The sequence below is a fragment of the Hydrogenophaga sp. UC242_53 genome, from assembly GCF_042696965.1.
In the GTDB taxonomy this organism is placed as follows: Bacteria; Pseudomonadota; Gammaproteobacteria; order Burkholderiales; family Burkholderiaceae_C; genus Hydrogenophaga.
Map to the genome: position 1 here is coordinate 2,553,336 of NZ_CP170552.1, position 17,391 is coordinate 2,570,726.

Genomic DNA, 17,391 nt, shown 5'->3' on the forward strand with positions numbered 1-17,391 from the left:
CTCAGCCGCGCAGCAGGCGGTTGCCCGCCTCGGACAGGCGTTCGGCCGAGCCGAACAGCTTCATCTGCACCTCGAAATCGCGGCTCAGCGTCATGGTGGCCACCATCTCCTCGACGGCGGACACGTTGCTGCCCTCCAGGTGGCCCGAGCGCATGGTCACGGTGTCATCGGCCGGCAATGGCTGGCCGTCGCGCGCCACGATCAGGCCGGCTTCGTTCTTCGTGACCTCGCCGCCCAGCGGCCGCACGGTCTTGATGCGGTCCACCGGCTGCAAGTCCTCCTGGCCCGGCGGCTGGATCGAGACCGTGCCGTCGCCCGCGATGTCCACGCGCGTGAAGGCCGGCAACACGATAGGGCCGCCATCGCCGACGACGGGGCGCCCGTTCACCGTCAGCGTGCCGTCGGCATCCACGGTGAACTGGCCCGAACGGGTGTAGGCCTCCTGCGCGCCACGGTGCTGCACCGCGAAGTAGCCCTCGCCCGTGACGGCCACGTCCAGCTCGCGGCCGGTGGACTTGAGCACACCGTGGCGCGCGCTCACGCCGTCGGCGTTGAGCTGGCTCATGTGGCGGTCGTCGTAGCCGTAGCCGGGGGTCGCGAGCGCGGTGCTGAAGGCCACGTCGGCCCGGAAGCCGGGCGTGTCCGCGTTGGCCAGGTTGTTGGCGCGCACCTGCTGCTCGCGCAGCGTGCGCTCCGCGCCGCTCATGGCCGTGTAGATCAGGGCATCCATGGCAAGGGGCTCAGACGGCCTGCATCAGGGCCTGGGTCATGGCCTGCTGGGTGGAGAACACCTTGGTGTTGGCCTGGTAGTTGCGCTGCGCGGTCATCAGGCCCACCAGCTCACCGGTCATGTCGACGTTGGACTGCTCCAGCGAGCCGGGGCTGATGGTGCCGGCCTGGCCCGCGCCGGGCACGTCGTACAGCGGCTCGCCGCTGGCGTTGGAGACGGCCCAGCTGGTGTCGCTCACCGGCACCAGGCCGTCTTCGTTGGGGAAGTTGGCCAGGGCGATGGTGCCCACGCGCTGCTTCAGGCCGTTGCTGTACTGGGCCAGCACCGAGCCGTCCTTGTCCAGCGCCACGCCCACGAAGGAGCCCGAGGCGTAGCCGTTGCTGGCGTTGACGGTGGTGGTGGCCTGGCCCGCGAACTGCGTCGTGCCGTTGTAGTTCACGGCCAGCGCGATCGGCGCCACCGTGGCCGGCACCGGCAGGTTCTTGGTCACCGGCGTGGCCGGGGTCAGCAGCTGGCCGGCGGTGCTGAACTGCAGCACGGTCTGCGAGCCCGCGGGCAAGGCCGCGCCGTTGAAGGTGTAGTGCACCGTGACTTCGTTCGGGTTGGTCTTCACGAAGTACTGCGTCACCGTGTGCTTGGTGCCTTGCGAGTCGTAGACCACCGAGACCATGGAACCGTTGTACGACTGCGGGTCGGTCGGCGAGAACGGCGCCACGGCCGGGTTGGGCCAGTCGGCCGAGAGGTTGCCCACGTAGTCGAGCGTGCTGCTGGCCTGCGCCGGCAGCTGCCCCTTTTCGATCTGCATGTCGCCCAGGGCGCCGAGCGCGGTGCTGCCGGGCACGGCGGCATAGCCCTGCACGCGGCGGCCGAAGCTGTCGGTGACGTAGCCGTCCTTGTCGGCGCCGAAGATGCCCACGCGGGTGAACAGGGTCTCGCCGTTGGTGTCCTTGGTGACGAAGAAGCCCTTGCCCTGGATCGCGGCGTCCATGCTGCGGCCGGTGTTGAGCGCGCCGCCGCTGGTGCCTATGGTCTGCGACATGGAGCCGACCTCCACACCGATGGCCTGGCCATCGGCGTACATCGAGGCGAAGTTGGCGCGGCTGGACTTGAAGCCGTAGGTGCCGGCGTTGGCGATGTTGTTGCTGATCGCTTCCAGCTGGGTGTTGATGGCGTTGACGCCGCCGAGGGCAATGTTGAAGCTCATGGAAGGAGGTCCTTAAATCAACTGTTGGAGGTCTTCGGGCGGCCGAAAAAGCCGGTGATGGCATGGGAAGGCACGTCCCCCAGGTGCGCCACCTGAAGCAGCACACCGCCGGTGGGCGAGAGCTTCACGCTGGTGAGTTCGCTCTGGATCTCCACATCGGGGGACACGCCTTCGCCGCCATCGATGGCGATGTCGTAGCTGCCACCCGGCAGGCCCAGCGCCTGGGGGTCCACTGAAAAATACACGGTGCCGGCGCTCTGGGCACCCAGCTCTACGCGGTGTTTCTGACCATCTGGCGCCGTGAGCACCACCGCCAGGTTGGAATTCGCGGCGTCGAGCTCGAAACTGCCCGAGACCTTCTCGGTGCCGAGGATCACCGACTCGGTGACCACGGACACCTGGCTGCCCACCTGGGCGCCGAGCGAGAGCACCTGCAGGCTCTCCAGCATGGAGGCGCTGTTGCGCGTCTGCGCCACCACGTTCTGCATGGCTTCGGTCTGGCTGAGCTGCGTGAGCTGGTTGACGAACTCGGCCGGGTCGCTGGGCTCCAGCGGGTTCTGGTTGCGCACCTGCGCCACCAGCAGCTTGAGGAACATGTCCTTGGTGCCGGCGTCCGCGTTCGCGGCCACCGGCGCTTCGGCGGCGGTCTGCGCCGACTTCTGGGTCAGATCGGTGATGGCTTCCATAGTCAGGACTCTCCCAGCCGCAGCACGGCCATCTGCATCTGGCGGGTGCGGGTCAGCACCTCGACGCTGGTTTCAAAGGCGCGCGAGGCCGACATCATGTCGGTCATCTCGGCCACGGGGTTCACGTTGGGCAGGTAGATGTCGCCGGCCTCGTTGGCCAGCGGGTGGTCGGGCTGGTGCATGCGGCGCAGCGGCTCGTCGCTCTGGATCACGTCGAGCACCTGCACGCTGGCGCCGGGCGTGGCGCCGTTGCCGCCGTTGTCGTAAATCGTGGCGAAGACCGGCTTGCGCGCGCGGTAGGTGTCGCCCTCCACGCCCGAGGCGGCCTCGGCGTTGGCGAGGTTGCTGGCGATGGTGTTGAGGCGCACAGTCTGGGCCGACATGGCCGAGCCCGCGATGCGGCTGATGCTTTCGAACGACATGTTTACTGCCCCGCGATGGCCTGCGCCAGGCCCTTGAATTTCATCTGGACGAAGGTCAGGCTGGTCTGGAAACCGACCGCGTTCTGCGCGAAAGCCGCCTGCTCGACGCCCAATTCCACGGTGTTACCATCCGCCGAAGGGTGGTGCGGCACGCGGTACATCAGCTCGCCGCCATCGCCCGTTTCAAGCCCCTCCCCGCCTTCGCTCATCACCCGTTCCAGGCTGGCGGCGAAGTCGATGTCGCGGGCCTGGTAGCCCGGGGTGTTCACGTTGGCGAGGTTGGAGGCCAGCACCTTGGTCCGCTCCGCCCGCAACTGCAGTGCGTCGGCATGCACCGCGATCACTTGCCCGATATCGATACCCATGCGCAGTCCTTTCTGTTTGAAGTTGCTTGTCTGGTTCGGCGCCCTGCCCGCGCTCGCGGTGGCGGCGCCCGTGCTGCCGCAGGTCGAGCAGGCGGTGCGCGCGCACTGGCTTGCCCACGCCGAAGACCTGGGCTGGAAAGCCCCTGAAGTGAGCGTGAAGCTGGGCAGCCGCGCGCCCGCGAATCTGCAGTGCGCCAGCCCGGTCGCGGTGGACCTGGGCGACGCCCGCCACCCGACCCGCATGCCGCTCAAGGTGAGCTGCCCGGACACACCGGGCTGGACGCACGAGTTCGTGGCGCGCGTGGCGCTCGAGGCCGAGGTGCTGGTCAGCGCCGGGGCGATCGCCGCCGGCAAGGCACTCACCGCCGCGGACGTGCGGCCCGAGCGGCGCGATGTGACGCAGATGGCCGATGCCCTGGGCATCGTCGAGAACGCGGTGGGGCAGTCGAGCCGGCGCGCGCTGCGCGAAGGCCAGGTGCTGCAGGCGCGCCTGCTGAACAAGGCCGTGCTGGTCAAGCGCGGGGCGGCCGTGCGCATCGTCGCGCGCCAGGGCGGCGTGTCGGTGGAGAACGCGGGCGAGAGCCTGCAGGCCGGCTCGCTCGGCGAGCTGGTGCGGGTGCGCAACACCGCGTCGGGCAAGACGCTGAGCGCGCGCGTCGTCGACGAGGGCGTGGTCGAACCCGCCGAATAGCGCTGGCGCCTCATCGGTTGGCTCCCTGGATCTGACGGGCCACCTGCTCCAGCTTGCCGGCGTAGGCCGGGTCGGTGGCATAGCCGCCCGCCGCCAGGCCCTGGGCGAAGGCCCGCGCGTCCTGGCCCGCGTTGACCGCGCCCCGGTAGCGCGGGTTGTCGCGCAGCAGGCGCGTGTAGTCCTGGAAGGCCTCGCCCGGATCGGCGTAGGCGCGGAAGCGCTCGGTGGTCTTGTGGGCCTCGCCCTCGCTGAACTCGGTGGTGAGCGCGTCGGTGGTGCCGCCCTTCCAGCCGCCCGTGGCCTTGAGGCCGAACAGGTTGTGCGTGTCGCTGCCGTCGGCCGCGCGCAGCGGTTGCCGGCCCCAGCCCGATTCGAGCGCCGCGTGGGCCGCGACCAGTTCGGGCGCCACGCCCAGCGCACGGCCAGCGCTTTCGGCCCAGGGCGCGATGCGGTTGAGAAAGGCGGCGCGTTCGGCCTCGGGCACCCCCTCGCCCGAAGCAGGGCGGACGCCCGGCGCCTCGACGGTGGCGATCCGCAGGCGCAGCGACGCGGCCTCGGGCGTGAGCCCGCCCGGCAGGCTGGCGCCCGAGCCCTGGGCGATGAAGCGGCGCACCTCGCCGTCCACCGAGCGCATGAGCGCGCTGAAGCCACCCGCGCCCGCGCGCGGCAGCGGCGCCATGCCGTCCATCGCCATGGCGGGCGACACCGCCGCGAAGCGCGCGTCAGGCAGGCGCATAGGTGTGCACCTCGTCGTTGAGCACGCGCTGCATGATCTCGTACTGGCCCATCAGCAGGTCGCAGTTGCGCGCGTTGAGGCGCTGGCACTCGGTCACCATCGCCTGCAGGTCGGTGTACCACTGCTTCACGGTGGCGCGCACGCCGTGCGGCAAGGCCTGCTGCACCATCTCGTAGGCCGCGTGGCCGTCGGCGCCGCTGATGCGCCGCGCCAGCGCGAGCCGTTCGTGGCCGCGTTGGGTGATGCGCTCGGTCAGTGCCGAAATGGATTCGCAGACGGCCGCCACGCGCACGGGGTCGTGGCGCAGCGCGGCGTCGAACTGCGCCTGCAGCAGGTCGCGCATGGCCTGGAAGTCGGTCTGGTCGTCGCGCACCAGCTCCAGGAAGGCCACGCACTCGCGCCGCACGCTCACGGCCGGCTCCCGTGGTAGCGCGTGATGAGGCTGGCGAGCTTGCCGGCGTCGAAGCGGATCTCGCCGCGCGCCAGGGCTTCGCGGATCTCGGCGACGCGGGCCGTGTCCACGTCCGACATGCCGCGCAGCGCGTCCATGGCGGGCTGCATGACGCCCGAGGCCAGCGCGGCCGGCGCGGTGCGCACCGAGGGCGCGCCGGCGCTGGCCGCCTCGGTGCGGGGCGCGTCGGCGGCGCGCGCCGCGGCGGCAGGCTCGGTGCCGGGGTTGCCGGAAATTCTCATGCGATCTCCTCGCGTTCGTCGGGTTTGCATTCGCCTGCGGCCTGAAGGGCGTTCATGGGGTGACGGGGGGGTGGTTGGCGCCGCGGTCCATCACCTGCTGCAGGCCGGGGATGCCCTGGCTGGCCTTGAGCAGGGACGCGCGCAGCGCCGCGAGCACGTCCAGGCTGGGCATCTCGGTCTGCACGCCGGGCACCAGTGGGTGCTGGTCCGTGGGCGCGCCGAACATGGCGGCGATGGCCCCGCTCTGGCCTTCGGTGAGCACGAGCAATTCGATGCGCCGGTTCACGCTGGCGTGAGCGTCCCCGGTTTCGAAGGGCGCGCGATCGGCCATGCCGACCACCTGCAACACGTTGCGCGCGGGCATGCCGCCATCCATCAGGTGCGCGCGCGCGGCGGCGGCGCGGTCGCTCGAGAGCGTCCAGTTCGATGCGGTGTGCGGGCCCGCGCCGGCATAGGGCCTGGCATCGGTGTGGCCGACGATGAGCATGCTGTTTTCGATCTTCGCGAACAGCGGGCCCATGCGCCGCAGCATGTCCTTGAATTTCGCGCCGGGCGTCGCGCTGCCGAGCTGGAACATGCCTTCGCGGTCGGTGTCGTGCAGCATGATGCGCAGCCCGTAGGGCGTGACGATGGTCTGCAGGTTGGCCTGCAGGCCCGCTTGCTCGCTCATCAGCTTGAGCAGCTCGGCCAGGTCCTGCAGCTGCGCGGGCGTTTCGTAGCGCACGCGCTGGCCCGGTTCGCGCGGCTGCACCTCGCCCACCTGCTCGCCCGCCATCGGGCCACCGCCCGACCCCCTGGCCGGCATGGGAAAACGCTCGATCAGGCTGCCGCGCGGCCCACCCACGGTTTCGACGCGGGGGCCGCGACCTTCGTTGACCACGTGCCCGCCGCTGGCGGTCATCAGGCCGCTGAGCTCTTCCTTGTCGCGCGCGGCGAGCACCCACAGCACCATGAACAGGCACATGAGCGCGAGCACGAAATCGGCGAAGGCCACCTTCCAGGCCCCGCCGTGCGCCTCTTCGTCGTGGCGCCGCGAGGCGCGCTTGACGATGGTGGCGTGGTCAAGCTTGGACACGGCGATCCCCCGCGCGTCGATTGAACTCTTGCTTGGGCTCCTCTTCGCGGCCCTCCAGCGCGTTGATCCAGGACTCCAGCTTGGAGAAGCTGGGCTTGATGTTGAGCTGCACCAGGCGGCGCCCGGCGTCGATCGCCAGCAGCGCGACCTTGCCCGACACATGGGTGACCAGCACCACCTTGACGGCTTCCATGTGCGACATCTCCTCCTTCACCAGCTGCTTCATCATGTTGCTGATGGGGTCGAGCACGGCGTAGCACAGGAAGATGCCGATGAAGGTGCCGACCATGGCCGCGGCCACCTTGGCCGCGATCTCGCCCGCGCCGGCACCGGCGCCCACCGAGTTCATCGCCATCACGATGCCCAGCACGGCGGCCAGGATGCCGAAGCCGGGCATGGCCTCGGCGATCTTGTGCAGCGACTTCGCCGGCTGGTTCAGTTCCTCGTGGATGGTCTCGAGCTCCTGCTCCAGCACGCCCTCCAGCTCGTGGGCGTTGATCTTGCCGATGGCCATCAGGCGGAAGTTGTCGACGATGAAGTGCAGCAGCTTGGGTTCGTCGAGCACCAGCGGGTACTTCATGAAGATCGCGCTCTTGTGCGGCTCTTCCACGTGGGCGTCCAGGGCCTTGATGCCGCCGGCGGCCGTCTGCAGCAGCTCGTACATCAGCAGCAGCAGCTGGCGCTGGAACTCCTCGCCCTGCTTGCGCGAGCCGACCAGCTTGCGCAGCTGGATGCCCATCTCGCTGAGCACGTGCCGTGGGTTGCCGACGATGATGGCGCCCAGGCCGGCGCCGCCGATGATCAGCAGTTCCACCGGTTCCCAGACCACCGCGAGGTCTCCGCCGCCCAGCAGGAAGCCGCCGAAGACGGTGAGGAGGATGACAAGGGCGCCGACGAAGAGTTGCATGGCTGGGCTTTGAAAAATCGGTCAGTCGGTCTGCAGGACGGTTTTCATCTTCTGCAGGGCGGCCTTGTTGATCTGGCAGATGCGGGCTTCGGTCAAGCCCAGCACCGCCGCGATCTCCTTGAGGCTCAGTTCGTATTCGTAGTAGAGCTGAATGACGCGCTGTTCACGCTCGCTCAACGTGCCCAAAGCCTGCTGTAGGCTTCGTTTGAGCACCAGTTCGGCTTCTGGCGAGCGCTGGGCGGACGCCTCGTTGGACAGCGCGTCGAACATGTCGTCGAAGCTGGCCAGGGTCTCGGCGTTGCTGTCCTGCTGGTAGGCCAGGTAGGCCTCGGGGCTGATGTCCAGCCCGGCCAGCACCTCGGCCTCGGTGGGTTCGCGCCCCATGCGCTTCGTGAGTTCGCGCACCTCGGTCTTGAGGCGAAAGCTCTCCTGGCGCACCGAGCGCGGCCGCCAGTCCTGGCGGCGCAGCTCGTCCAGGATGGCGCCGCGCACCCGCAGGCTGGCGAAGGCGGGGAAACGGTCGTCGGGCTCGCCGTAGCGGCGCAGGGCCTCGAGCAGGCCCATGAGGCCGATCTGCATCATGTCGTCGCGGTCCATGGTGCCACCGACCTGCGAGCTGAGCTGGCGCACGGTGCGCCGCACCAGCGGCGTGAACGCCAGCAGGTGCTTCTGCTCGTCCGCCGCGCCGAGCTCGGCCGCGGCCACGCTGGCCATTTCGGTGTAACCGCCGTACATGCCGTCGCTCACTCGATGATGAGCTTGCCGATCATCACTTCACCGAAAGGCATGGTCCGCGCCTCGGCCTTGAAGCTCTCCACATAGGCCTTCTGCACATGGTCGGAGAGCGCGGGGATGGTGAGCATGCCGGCCTGTTCGAGCGTGAACTCGGAGAGCGAGCGGACCGCGATCGAGCGCAGCTTGGGCAGTTGCTGCTTGGTCTGCGCCTCGTCGGCCACGGGGGTCTTGAACACCAGGTCCACCGCGAGGTAGTTGGTCAGCGGGCCGCCTTCGCGCCCGCGCAGCATCACGATGACCTTGTCCAGCGTGACGTAGCGGTACTCGCGCTTGTCGGGCGCCGGAGCGCCGGCCACGGCCGGCTTGGCCGGGCGCAGCAGCCAGTAGGCCGCCGCGCCGCCGCCCGCGGCGGTGAGCAGCGCGACGCCGACGACGAGGGAGATCAGTTGGACTTTTTTCATGCGGGCAGGCTCGGTGGCGGTCGGTCGGTGGCGCTTCAGGCCAGGGTGAAGGCGCGCCGGTCGGCCTTCGATTCACTCAGCAGGCCCTGGCCGGGCCGGTCTTCCTGCTGCGGTGGGTGTTGGCGTTCGCGGTGCGGGGAGCGGCCGTCGGCGAGCGCGCGGTCTTCGAACACCTGCACCGTGACGGGGCTGCCCTGCTTGTGCGTGAGTTCCTGCCGCAGGCCTTCGCCCATGGCCTGCAGCTGGCGCACCACGTCGTGGTGGGACGCGCTGAGCTGCACCTGCAGCTGGCCGGCCTCCTGGCGCAGCACGATTTCGATGCGGCCCAGGGCCGGCGGCTCCAGCCGGATGCGCGCCTGCTCGATGCCTTGCGAGGCCTGCACCTGCAGCCGATCGCCCAGCGCCTGCGCGAGCGGGCGCTGCCACAGGTCGGGCTCGGCGGCGGACAGGCGCACGCTGTCGCCTTCGAGCACGAAGGCGTTGCCCGTGGCCGGCGCGGTCGCGGCGGCGGGGCCGGCCTGCACCGGCGGCAGTTCGAAGCGCGGCGCGCGCGCGCCGGCATCGGCCGTGGTGCTGCCCTGCCCGGCCGGTGCGGCCGCCGGCAACGGCGCCGAGGCATCGGACACGGCGGGGTCGGCGGGCACGGGCACCGCCGCAAGGGACGTCGGGGGTGCCGGGCTGGTATGGAACAGGGCCACGGGCGCGGCGCCCGGCGGCGGCGCGGCGGGCGCGGCCTGCGAGGAGCGCAGCGCCAGCTGCAGCGCGCGCTCCACACCCACCGTCCACTGCACCGTGGCCAGGGCGGCGGACAGCATCGCCTCCGTGGGTTCGGCCGGGCCGTCGTCGCGCGCCTGTTCACCGTCGTCATCGGCCGCCGGCTCTTCATCGAGCAGGCCGATCTCGGTGGGGAGCGTGGGGTCGGCGGCGTCGATGGGTTCCGCGCCTTCGCCCACGGCCAACAGGTCGGCGAAATCGCCCGGCGGCGCGGCCTGTCCATCGGCCGGCGGCGCGATCGGCGCGGCACCGATCGGTGCGGACGCGGCGGGGGCGAGGTTGAGGACGGGGGATGCGGCGTTCATGGCAAGACCTCCTGCAGGTCGGTGCTCAGGGCGTAGGCGGTCCAGCCGGTGCGCTGGTCGCACAGCGCCTGAAGGCGCTCGTGGGCCTGGGCATGGGCCTGCGCGCAGGCGGTGCGCGCGGCCTCGTGCGCCTGGCGCAGCGCGTGGTGCGCGGCCTGCTCCGGCGCGCTCAGGGCCGCCACGGCGGGCAGGCGGGCGAGCAGCGCGGCGAGCTGTTGATCGGTGCGGGCCAGCGCGGCCCAGTCGGCGGCCTGCGTCTCGTGGCGCAGGCGCGCCGCCAGGTCCAGGAACGCTTGGCGCTTATCCATGGTGGGCCTGCATGCCTTCCCAGCCTTCCTGCAGCGTGCGCAGCAGCCGGCCCACTTCGTCGACCATGCCCACGTCGAGCCGCACCCCGGCCTCGTGCAGGCGGCGGGCGCAGTAGTCGTAGACCTCCGCGACCTGCGCGACCACCTCGCCACCGGCGTCCGTGTCCAGCGAGCTGGACAGGCCATTGAGCATGCCGACGCATTTGTCGAGGCTGCGCGCCTTGGCCTCGAAGCGGCTGCCTTCGATGTGCGCGCGCGCGCGCGCCAGCTCGTCCTGCAGGCCGTTCATCAGGATGAGCACCAGCTGCACGGACGAGGCCTGTGCGGTCTGGGCGCCCAGGTCGACCTGGGCGTAGCTCTCGTATGCGTCGTATGTCAAGGAAGTCCTCGTCGGGGGTGATGACGGGCGGTGCGGTCGGTCCTCAGGCGGTGGCCGAGGTGGACGATCCGAACATGCCCGAGGTCTGGTTGAGCTGGCCCATCAGGGATTGAAGTTGGGTGAACTGCAGCAGGTAGCGCTCGTAGGACATCGCGAACTGCTCGTCCAGGCGCGCCTGGCGGTTGGTGATGTCGCGCTGCAGGGTCTGCACCGAGTCCTGGCGGCGCTTGATCTGGCCGTTGCCCGAGTCGAGCCAGGTCTTGAGGTAGGTGTTCATCGAGCCCAGCAAGCCCGAGGGCGCGGACAGGCTGGACGAGCCGAAGGCCTTGTCCAGCGCGTCGGGCTTGACGTCCAGCGTCTTCTTCAGCTTGGCCGCGTCGAAGGTCAGCGCGCCCTGGCGGTCGGTGGAGACGCCCAGCTCGGACAGGCGCACACCGCCGAAGTCCTGGCGCACGATGTCGTTGAGGCGGGTGCGCAGCGCGCGAACGCTGCTGTCGCTGGCGAAGACGCCGCGCGAGGCCGCGTTGATGTCGGTCTTGGTGAGGTCGTTGATGATGCCTTGCAAGGTGTTGAAGGCGGTCACGAAGCTGCGCACGTTGTCGGCGGTGCCGGCCTCGTCGGCGGCCACGGTCAGCGTGGCGGGGGCGTCGCCCGTGGACATGGCGCGGGTGAGGCTGAGGGTCACACCGTCGATGGCGGTCACGGTGTTGCTGGCCTGCTGGATGCGCACGCCCGTGCCCTGGTCGCCCAGCCACACCACCGCGTCGCGCGCCTGCGCCAGCTCGTTGGGCGTGGCGCTCAGGGCGTCCTTGAGGGCCCCGGCGGGCAGGCCGCTGGCGTCGACGGTGATCGCACCGTCCTCGCCGCTGGCGCCGGACGAGAGGATCAGCTGGGACCCGTTGCCGGTGTTGACCACCTGGGCCGTCACCTTGCCCGCGTTGCCCGAGGCCTGGTTGATGGCGCGCGCGATCTCGGTCTGCGAGATGGTGCCGTTGCCATCGGCGTCGGCCATCAGCAGGTTGACGTTGAAGCTGCTGCCGTCGGCCTGCTGGATCACCAGCGGTCCGCCGGTGCGCACCGGCACGGCGGGCAGGTCGGCGAAGGCGATCTGGTGGTTGGAGGCCACGGCCTCCACGAAGAAGCTGTAGGTGCCGGGCTGGGCCGTGGCGGAGGCGGTGCCCGTGGCGCCGGAACTGCCGGCGACGGTCGCGCTGTTCTTGACCAGGCCCTTCTTGCCCGAGAGCGCGTCCATCGCGGTGTTGAACGCCGCGAGGGCCGAGCGCAGGCGGGTGTAGCCCGCGTTGGTGGCATCGGCGCTCTTGCTGTCGCGCGTGATGATGTCCTGCGTGCCCTGCGTGTAGATGGTGGCGAGCTGGGTCGCCATCTGGGTCGGGTTGATGTCCATGGTTGCTCCTGATCAGGCAGGAAAAGCCCCGCCCATGCCCGGTAAGGCGACCGGGAGCAGCGGTTTTTGAAGGAGGGGCTGGATTTTTTTCATCGCTCAGTGCGGCGCCAGACGGTCAGGGCCACGTCGTCCAGCTGTTTTCGCGCCCGCACTTCACCGGCCAGGCGCCATTCGCGCTCGCGCTTGTGCAGCACCTGGGCCACACCTTCGCGCTGGCGAAAGGCGGCGTGCAGGGCCACGCGGGTGGCCTCCACCTCGGCGCTGTGGCGCTCCAGGCTGCGCTGCTGCTCCTGCGCCAGACCCATCACCGACTGCTTGTAGGCCGCGCAGTTGGCGGCCAGCAGGAAGGGCTGGGCGCCCGAAGGCCCGGCGGCGTCGCAGATGGCGTGCAGCCGATCCACGCTGCGCTGCATGCGCTCGCGCACCGACTGCTGGCGGCTCAGCTCGGCGCCGATGCGCTCCTGCTCGCGCTCGCGCGCGGTGACCAGGTGGCCGAGGGTAACGAGGTGGGTGGGCGGGTTCATGCCATCAGCTCGCTCAGGTCGCGCAGGCAGTCCGTCAGGGGGGCGCTCTCCTTCACCCCCTGGTGCAGGTAGGCCTCGATGCGCGGGTACAGGCTCACGGCGCGGTCCGCCTGCGGGTCGGCGCCGGGCACGTAGGCGCCCATGGGCAGCAGGTCGCGCACCTGCTGGTAGCTGGAGAGCAGCGCCTTCATGGTGCGCGCGGCGGCGCTGTGCGCCGGCTCGGCCACCAGCGACATGCAGCGGCTGATGGACTGGCCGATGTCGATCGCCGGGTAGTGGCCGCGCTCGGCCAGGGCGCGCGAGAGCACGATGTGGCCGTCCAGGATGGCGCGCGCGGTGTCCACCACCGGGTCCTGCTGGTCGTCGCCCTCGGCGAGCACGGTGTAGATGGCGGACATGCTGCCCTCGCCTTCGCCGTTGCCCGCGCTCTCCACCAGCTGCGGCAGCGCGCTGAACACGGAAGGCGGGTAACCGCGCGTGGCCGGCGGCTCACCGAGCGAGAGCGCCACCTCGCGCTGCGCCATGGCGTAGCGGGTGAGCGAGTCCAGCAGCAGCAGCACATTCTGGCCCCGGTCGCGGTAGTGCGCGGCGATGGAGTGGCACAGCTCGGTGGCGCGCAGGCGCATCAGCGGCGACTCGTCGGCCGGCGCCACCACGACCACCGCGCGGCGCAGGCCGGCGGGGCCGAGGGAGAGGTCGATGAACTCGCGCACCTCGCGGCCGCGTTCACCGATGAGGCCGACCACCACCACGTCGGCCACGGTCTGGCGCGTGATGAGGCCCAGCAGCACGCTCTTGCCCACGCCGCTGCCGGCCATCAAGCCCACGCGCTGGCCCCGGCCGAGCGTGAGCAGGCCGTTGATGGCGCGCACGCCCACGTCCAGCGGCTCGTGCACGGGCCGCTTGCGCAGCGGGTCCACGCGCGGCGGCTGGCTGCCCAGCCGGTGCTCGCCACCGAGGCGGCCCAGGCCGTCCATGGGTTCGCCCAGGCCGTTGACGATGCGGCCCAGCCAGGACGGGCCGATCAGCAGTTCGCTGTCCGACGCCATCGGCAGCACGCGCGCGCCGGCGCTCAGGCCATCGGTTTTCTTGAAGGGCATGACCGAGGTCATCTCGTCGCGAAAGCCCACCACCTGCGCCTCGACCCAGTCGCCCGGCCCCACCTCGATGCGGCAGCGCTGGCCGATGCGCAGCTGGCAGCCCTTGACGTGCAGCAGCATGCCCGCCGCGCCCACCAGCCGCCCCGTGGGCACGGAGACCGGCACCTCGGTGAGTTCGACGGACTTCAGGCGCTCGGCGATCATGCGGCGAGCTCCGTGGCGGGCGCCGGCTCGGCGGCGAGGGGTTCGGTGTCGAGCAGCTGCGCGCCGATCTGCTCCATGCAGGCCTGCAGCCGGTGGCGGCAGCCCGCGTCGGCCTCCTGGCCGCCGCAGTGCACGCGGCACTCGCCGGCGTCGAGGCGGCTGTCGGCCATGAGCTTCCAGGCGCGGGCGCGCACGGGGTCGAGATCGCGGATGCGCTCCAGGTCTTCCGGGTTGAGGAACACCTCGATCTCGCCGGTGGCCGGCGGCATGGTCTTGAGCGACTCTTCCACCAGCGCCAGCAACTGCGTGGGCTGCAGCGTGAGCTCGGCGCGGATCACCTGGCGGGCCACCTTGCCCACGAGATCGACGACCTCGCTGCGCAAGGCCTTCTGGTAGTCGTCCTGGGCCTGGTGCAGGGCCGCGAGCGCGGCGTCCACCGGCGCGGCATAGGCCTGCCAGCGGGCCAGCACGGCCGCGCGGGCCTCGGCCTGTCCTTCGTCGCGGCCCTCGCGCAGGCCCTGCAGGCGGCCTTCGGCCACGCCGCGCTCCACCCCGCTGTCATGGCCCTCGCGGTAGCCCCGGTCCATGCCCTGCTGGAAGCCTTCGGCCAATGCCGCCTGCGCGCTCTCGGCGTCGCCGGGCGACACCGCCTGGGCCGGTGTGAAGCGGCTCAGCGGCGGGAACCGGTGCGGCCGGTAGGTCTTCATGCGACCACCGCCTCCGCGAACAGCTGGATCTGGATCTCGTCGCTGTCCACCAGCGCCTTGACCTCGCGCATGATCTCGGCGCGCGCCTGCTCGACGCGGCTGAGCGGCACCGGCCCGGTGCGGCGCAGCGTGTCTTCGAAGGCCTGCGCCTGGCGCCGCGGCATGGCCTGCAGCACCTTGCGGCGCACCTCGGGGTCCGCGCCCTCGAGCGCCACGGCCCACAGGTCCAGCGGCGAGGCTTCGATGATGCGGGTGATGACGTCCTCGGTCTGGCGCGAGAGGATGAAGAAGTCGTACATGCTGACCTCGATCTGCGCCACCACGGCCGGGTCGCGCGCCCGCATCTGCTCGACCACCTTCTGGCGGTTGCCGGGCATGCGGTTGATGATCTCGGCGGCCTGGCGCACGCCCTCCACCGTGGCGCTCTGGGTTTCCAGGCTCGCCAGGTAGGCGTCGACCAGCACCTCGAGCTCGCGCAGGATGTCGTGCTCCACGTGGCCGAGCTGGGCGATCTGCATCAGCACCAGGTCGCGGTTGTCCTCGGGCAGGCGCTCGATGACCTCGCTGGCCAGGGCCGAGGGCAGGAAGGCGAGGAAGACCGCCTGCATGTGTTCGTGCTCGGCCGCGATGCGGTCGGCGATCCAGCGCGACGAGGCCCACTGCAGCCGCGCCATCTTCGGCCGGATGGCGTCGCCATAGATGCGGGTGAGCACGCTGCTGGCGATGTTCGCGCCCAGCGCCATGTCGAGCGAACTCTTGAGGTAGGCGCGCGAGGCGCCGTGCACGCCGCTTTGTTCGCGGTAGTCGTCGAAGAAGTGCTGCAGCGCGGTGCGCGCCATGTCCACCTTGATCCCGCTCATGCGCGACATGACCTGGGTGACATCCAGCAGCTCCTCGCGCGAGAGGTGCTGCAACACGGCCGCGGCCGGTTGCTCGCCCATGCTCAGGAGCACGATGGCGGCCTGTTCGGTGGACGAGAGCGAGCCGGCATCGGCCCCTTCGAGATCAGGTGATGGCGGCATTTTTCTGAACCCACTGTTTGACAACTTCGGCGACGCGCTCCGGCTCCTTCTGGGCCAGCACCTTCAAGTGATTGACCAGCACCTCCACCGGCGAGCCGGGCGGTGGCAGGTCGTAGTCGGCGAGCAGCGGCACCATCGCGCCCGAGTTCGCCGCCTGGGCCTTGTGGGACAGCGCCGCGACGGCCGGCGCCGGGTTCGCGAGCGCGGGCGACTCGGCGGCGGCGGCACCGGCCCCGCCCTCCAGCGCGATCAGGTCGGTCATGCCGACTTCGGCCGGCGGCTTGTGGCGCTCGCGCAGGATGCGCAGCAGCGGGCGCGCCAGCAGGAAGTAGCACAGCAGCGCGCCCAGCACGTACAGGCCCCAGGTCACGAACTCGAACACGGTCTCGCGTTCCTCGTACCAGGGCACGGCGGGCGCGGCGCCTGGGAACGCGAGCGAGGAGACCACGAGCTGGTCGCCCCGCTCGGCGTTGATGCCCAGGCCGCCGCGCAGCAGGCCCTCCATGCGCGCGATGTCCTGCGGGGTCCAGCCGGTGGCCGCCGCGCCGGGCGCGGCGCCGTCGTTGAGCACGACGGCCACGCTGAGTTTCTTGAGCTGCGCACGCGCGCGCTGGATGGTGGTGACGCTGCGGTCGTAGGCGAACTGCCGGGTGACAGCGCTGCGCTCGGCGGTGTTGGGCGCCGCGTTCGCGTCGGGCGCCGGCGTAGCCGGGCGGTTGCTGAGCGAGCCCGGCACACCGAGGGCCACGCGGTCGCGGTTGCTCTCCTCGCGCGAGGCCTCGTTGGTGACCTTGGGCGCGTCGCCGTAGCGCTCCTGGGTTTCCTGCACGCGATCCTGACCGAGTTCGACCGCCACGCTCACGTTGTAGTTGCCCGCGCCCAGCAGCGGCTGCAGCAGCTGGTGCGCGTTCTGCAGGATGTCGTTCTGTGCCTTGCGCACCGCCTCGTCGGCGAAGCTGCCCTGGTCGATGCCGTCCTTCACATCGACGCGCGCGGAGAGCAGGCGGCCGGCCTGATCGACCACGCTCACGCGGGACGGGTCCAGGTTGGACACGCTGCCGGCCACCAGCTGGATGATGGAGGCGATCTGTTCGTTGCCCAGCGTGCGCCCCGGGTGCAGGCTCAACACCACCGAGGCGGTGCTCTTGTCCTGGGCGTTGAGCACGAAGGTCGAGGAGCGCGCCACGGACAGGTGGACGCGGGCCGAGCGCACGGCGTCCATCGAGGTGATGCTCTGCACCAGCTCGCCTTCCAGGCCGCGGCGAAAGCGGATGTCCTGCACGAACTGCGTGACGCCCAGCGGGTCGTTCTTGTCCATCAGTTCCAGCCCTTCGGGCAGGCGCGCGGTGACGCCCTTGGCCGCCAGCAGCATGCGGGCGCGGCCGAGGTCGGAGGACGAGACCAGCACCTGGCCCGACTCGGGGTGCAGCCGGTAGGCGATGCCCTCGGCATCCAGCGCGGCCATCATGTCCGACACCGGCACCTGCTCGCGCGCACCGAACACCGGCTTGTAGCTGGCCTGGTCGTTCCACAGGAACATCATCACCAGGGCCGTGATGCCGATCGCCAGCAGCACGACCGGCAGCAGGCGGGACACCAGTTCAGGACGCAAGGCGCCGCCCAAGGCTTTCCCCGAGGGCAGCTTGTCGCGCATGAGCCTGAGTGCATTCATTCGATGGGTCCTGTTGGGGTACCGGTGGATTCTTGGCTCTCGCCCCCCCTCGACCACTTCGCTCTTTGAGTCCAAATCCCCCCGTAGGTCCGGCCTCGCGCGGCGCGACATCGGCAAACGACTGCTTTCGAACTAAAGCGCGGCGCCATGCCACACATGCCCGGCCCTGTGTGGATGGCGCCCTCCATTGGGGGCCGCCCAAGCGTGTCAATTTGCTCGGAATGGGCGGAAAAATTTGAGGACGTTTGACGCGGGACGCAACGCCGAGTCGCACAGCCGCCACAGG

22 protein-coding genes are annotated in these 17,391 nt (G+C 70.5%); 1 reads left to right on the forward strand and 21 read right to left on the reverse strand.

Features of this window, described 5'->3' with window-relative positions; translation table 11 throughout:
- Position 1: 1 nt before the first annotated feature.
- Genes ACFJI0_RS12800 through flgB form a run of 5 tightly spaced genes read right to left on the reverse strand, consistent with a single transcriptional unit; the run spans position 2 to position 3,407 of the window.
- Positions 2–730, reverse strand: a complete 729-nt coding sequence (locus ACFJI0_RS12800) for a flagellar basal body rod protein FlgF (RefSeq protein ID WP_382325338.1) — start codon at positions 728–730, stop codon at positions 2–4.
- A 10-nt stretch (positions 731–740) separates the two neighbouring features.
- On the reverse strand, positions 741–1,934 hold the full coding sequence (locus tag ACFJI0_RS12805) for a flagellar hook protein FlgE (protein ID WP_382157194.1): 1,194 nt from the start codon (positions 1,932–1,934) through the stop codon (positions 741–743).
- A 17-nt stretch (positions 1,935–1,951) separates the two neighbouring features.
- Positions 1,952–2,620: a flagellar hook capping FlgD N-terminal domain-containing protein gene (locus ACFJI0_RS12810; RefSeq protein ID WP_382325340.1), complete on the reverse strand. Its 669-nt coding sequence runs from the start codon at positions 2,618–2,620 to the stop codon at positions 1,952–1,954.
- 2 nt (positions 2,621–2,622) lie between these two features.
- Positions 2,623–3,042, reverse strand: coding sequence for a flagellar basal body rod protein FlgC (gene flgC / locus ACFJI0_RS12815; protein WP_382325342.1), 420 nt, complete (start codon positions 3,040–3,042; stop codon positions 2,623–2,625).
- Positions 3,043–3,044: 2 nt separating this feature from the next.
- On the reverse strand, positions 3,045–3,407 hold the full coding sequence (gene flgB, locus ACFJI0_RS12820; RefSeq protein WP_382157188.1) for a flagellar basal body rod protein FlgB: 363 nt from the start codon (positions 3,405–3,407) through the stop codon (positions 3,045–3,047).
- Positions 3,408–3,423: 16 nt separating this feature from the next.
- On the opposite strand from flgB, the gene flgA reads away from it, so the two are divergent.
- The gene (flgA, locus tag ACFJI0_RS12825) at positions 3,424–4,098 is read left to right on the forward strand and encodes a flagellar basal body P-ring formation chaperone FlgA (protein WP_382325344.1); all 675 of its coding nucleotides are present in this window, start codon (positions 3,424–3,426) and stop codon (positions 4,096–4,098) included.
- 10 nt (positions 4,099–4,108) lie between these two features.
- Here flgA and ACFJI0_RS12830 read toward each other — a convergent pair whose 3' ends face one another.
- From ACFJI0_RS12830 to fliF, 16 genes are all read right to left on the reverse strand, one after another.
- Positions 4,109–4,834 carry a glycoside hydrolase family 73 protein gene (locus ACFJI0_RS12830; RefSeq protein ID WP_382325346.1) on the reverse strand — a complete coding sequence of 242 codons (726 nt, stop codon included), beginning with the start codon at positions 4,832–4,834 and terminating at the stop codon, positions 4,109–4,111.
- Positions 4,821–5,246, reverse strand: coding sequence for a flagellar export chaperone FlgN (flgN, locus tag ACFJI0_RS12835; protein WP_382157183.1), 426 nt, complete (start codon positions 5,244–5,246; stop codon positions 4,821–4,823). The genes ACFJI0_RS12830 and flgN overlap by 14 nt, the downstream gene beginning before the upstream one ends.
- Positions 5,243–5,527: a flagellar biosynthesis anti-sigma factor FlgM gene (gene flgM / locus ACFJI0_RS12840; RefSeq protein ID WP_382325348.1), complete on the reverse strand. Its 285-nt coding sequence runs from the start codon at positions 5,525–5,527 to the stop codon at positions 5,243–5,245. The genes flgN and flgM overlap by 4 nt, the downstream gene beginning before the upstream one ends.
- Positions 5,528–5,579: 52 nt before the next feature.
- Positions 5,580–6,602, reverse strand: coding sequence for a flagellar motor protein MotB (locus tag ACFJI0_RS12845; protein WP_382325350.1), 1,023 nt, complete (start codon positions 6,600–6,602; stop codon positions 5,580–5,582).
- A complete protein-coding gene (gene motA / locus ACFJI0_RS12850; RefSeq protein WP_382325352.1) occupies positions 6,589–7,509 on the reverse strand; it encodes a flagellar motor stator protein MotA in 921 nt (306 codons plus the stop codon). The genes ACFJI0_RS12845 and motA overlap by 14 nt, the downstream gene beginning before the upstream one ends.
- A gap of 21 nt (positions 7,510–7,530) precedes the next feature.
- Positions 7,531–8,244, reverse strand: coding sequence for an RNA polymerase sigma factor FliA (gene fliA, locus ACFJI0_RS12855; protein WP_382163946.1), 714 nt, complete (start codon positions 8,242–8,244; stop codon positions 7,531–7,533).
- 8 nt (positions 8,245–8,252) lie between these two features.
- The gene (locus ACFJI0_RS12860) at positions 8,253–8,705 is read right to left on the reverse strand and encodes a flagellar basal body protein (protein WP_382325354.1); all 453 of its coding nucleotides are present in this window, start codon (positions 8,703–8,705) and stop codon (positions 8,253–8,255) included.
- 35 nt (positions 8,706–8,740) lie between these two features.
- The gene (locus ACFJI0_RS12865; RefSeq protein ID WP_382325356.1) at positions 8,741–9,784 is read right to left on the reverse strand and encodes a flagellar hook-length control protein FliK; all 1,044 of its coding nucleotides are present in this window, start codon (positions 9,782–9,784) and stop codon (positions 8,741–8,743) included.
- Positions 9,781–10,092: a hypothetical protein gene (locus ACFJI0_RS12870; protein ID WP_382325358.1), complete on the reverse strand. Its 312-nt coding sequence runs from the start codon at positions 10,090–10,092 to the stop codon at positions 9,781–9,783. The genes ACFJI0_RS12865 and ACFJI0_RS12870 overlap by 4 nt, the downstream gene beginning before the upstream one ends.
- Positions 10,085–10,471 (reverse strand): flagellar export chaperone FliS, encoded by a 387-nt coding sequence (fliS, locus tag ACFJI0_RS12875; protein ID WP_382157173.1) that lies wholly within the window; start codon positions 10,469–10,471, stop codon positions 10,085–10,087. Before fliS ends, ACFJI0_RS12870 begins: the two co-directional genes overlap by 8 nt.
- A 43-nt stretch (positions 10,472–10,514) precedes the next feature.
- The gene (gene fliD / locus ACFJI0_RS12880; protein ID WP_382325360.1) at positions 10,515–11,876 is read right to left on the reverse strand and encodes a flagellar filament capping protein FliD; all 1,362 of its coding nucleotides are present in this window, start codon (positions 11,874–11,876) and stop codon (positions 10,515–10,517) included.
- Positions 11,877–11,965: 89 nt separating this feature from the next.
- Positions 11,966–12,400: a flagellar FliJ family protein gene (locus tag ACFJI0_RS12885; protein ID WP_382157169.1), complete on the reverse strand. Its 435-nt coding sequence runs from the start codon at positions 12,398–12,400 to the stop codon at positions 11,966–11,968.
- Complete coding sequence (gene fliI, locus ACFJI0_RS12890) at positions 12,397–13,704, reverse strand: flagellar protein export ATPase FliI (RefSeq protein WP_382325362.1); 1,308 nt, start codon at positions 13,702–13,704, stop codon at positions 12,397–12,399. Before fliI ends, ACFJI0_RS12885 begins: the two co-directional genes overlap by 4 nt.
- Positions 13,701–14,411, reverse strand: coding sequence for a flagellar assembly protein FliH (gene fliH / locus ACFJI0_RS12895; RefSeq protein ID WP_382325364.1), 711 nt, complete (start codon positions 14,409–14,411; stop codon positions 13,701–13,703). Before fliH ends, fliI begins: the two co-directional genes overlap by 4 nt.
- Positions 14,408–15,433 (reverse strand): FliG C-terminal domain-containing protein, encoded by a 1,026-nt coding sequence (locus ACFJI0_RS12900; RefSeq protein ID WP_382325366.1) that lies wholly within the window; start codon positions 15,431–15,433, stop codon positions 14,408–14,410. Before ACFJI0_RS12900 ends, fliH begins: the two co-directional genes overlap by 4 nt.
- Positions 15,417–17,105 (reverse strand): flagellar basal-body MS-ring/collar protein FliF, encoded by a 1,689-nt coding sequence (fliF, locus tag ACFJI0_RS12905; protein ID WP_382325368.1) that lies wholly within the window; start codon positions 17,103–17,105, stop codon positions 15,417–15,419. Before fliF ends, ACFJI0_RS12900 begins: the two co-directional genes overlap by 17 nt.
- Between the last annotated feature and the right edge of the window lie 286 nt (positions 17,106–17,391).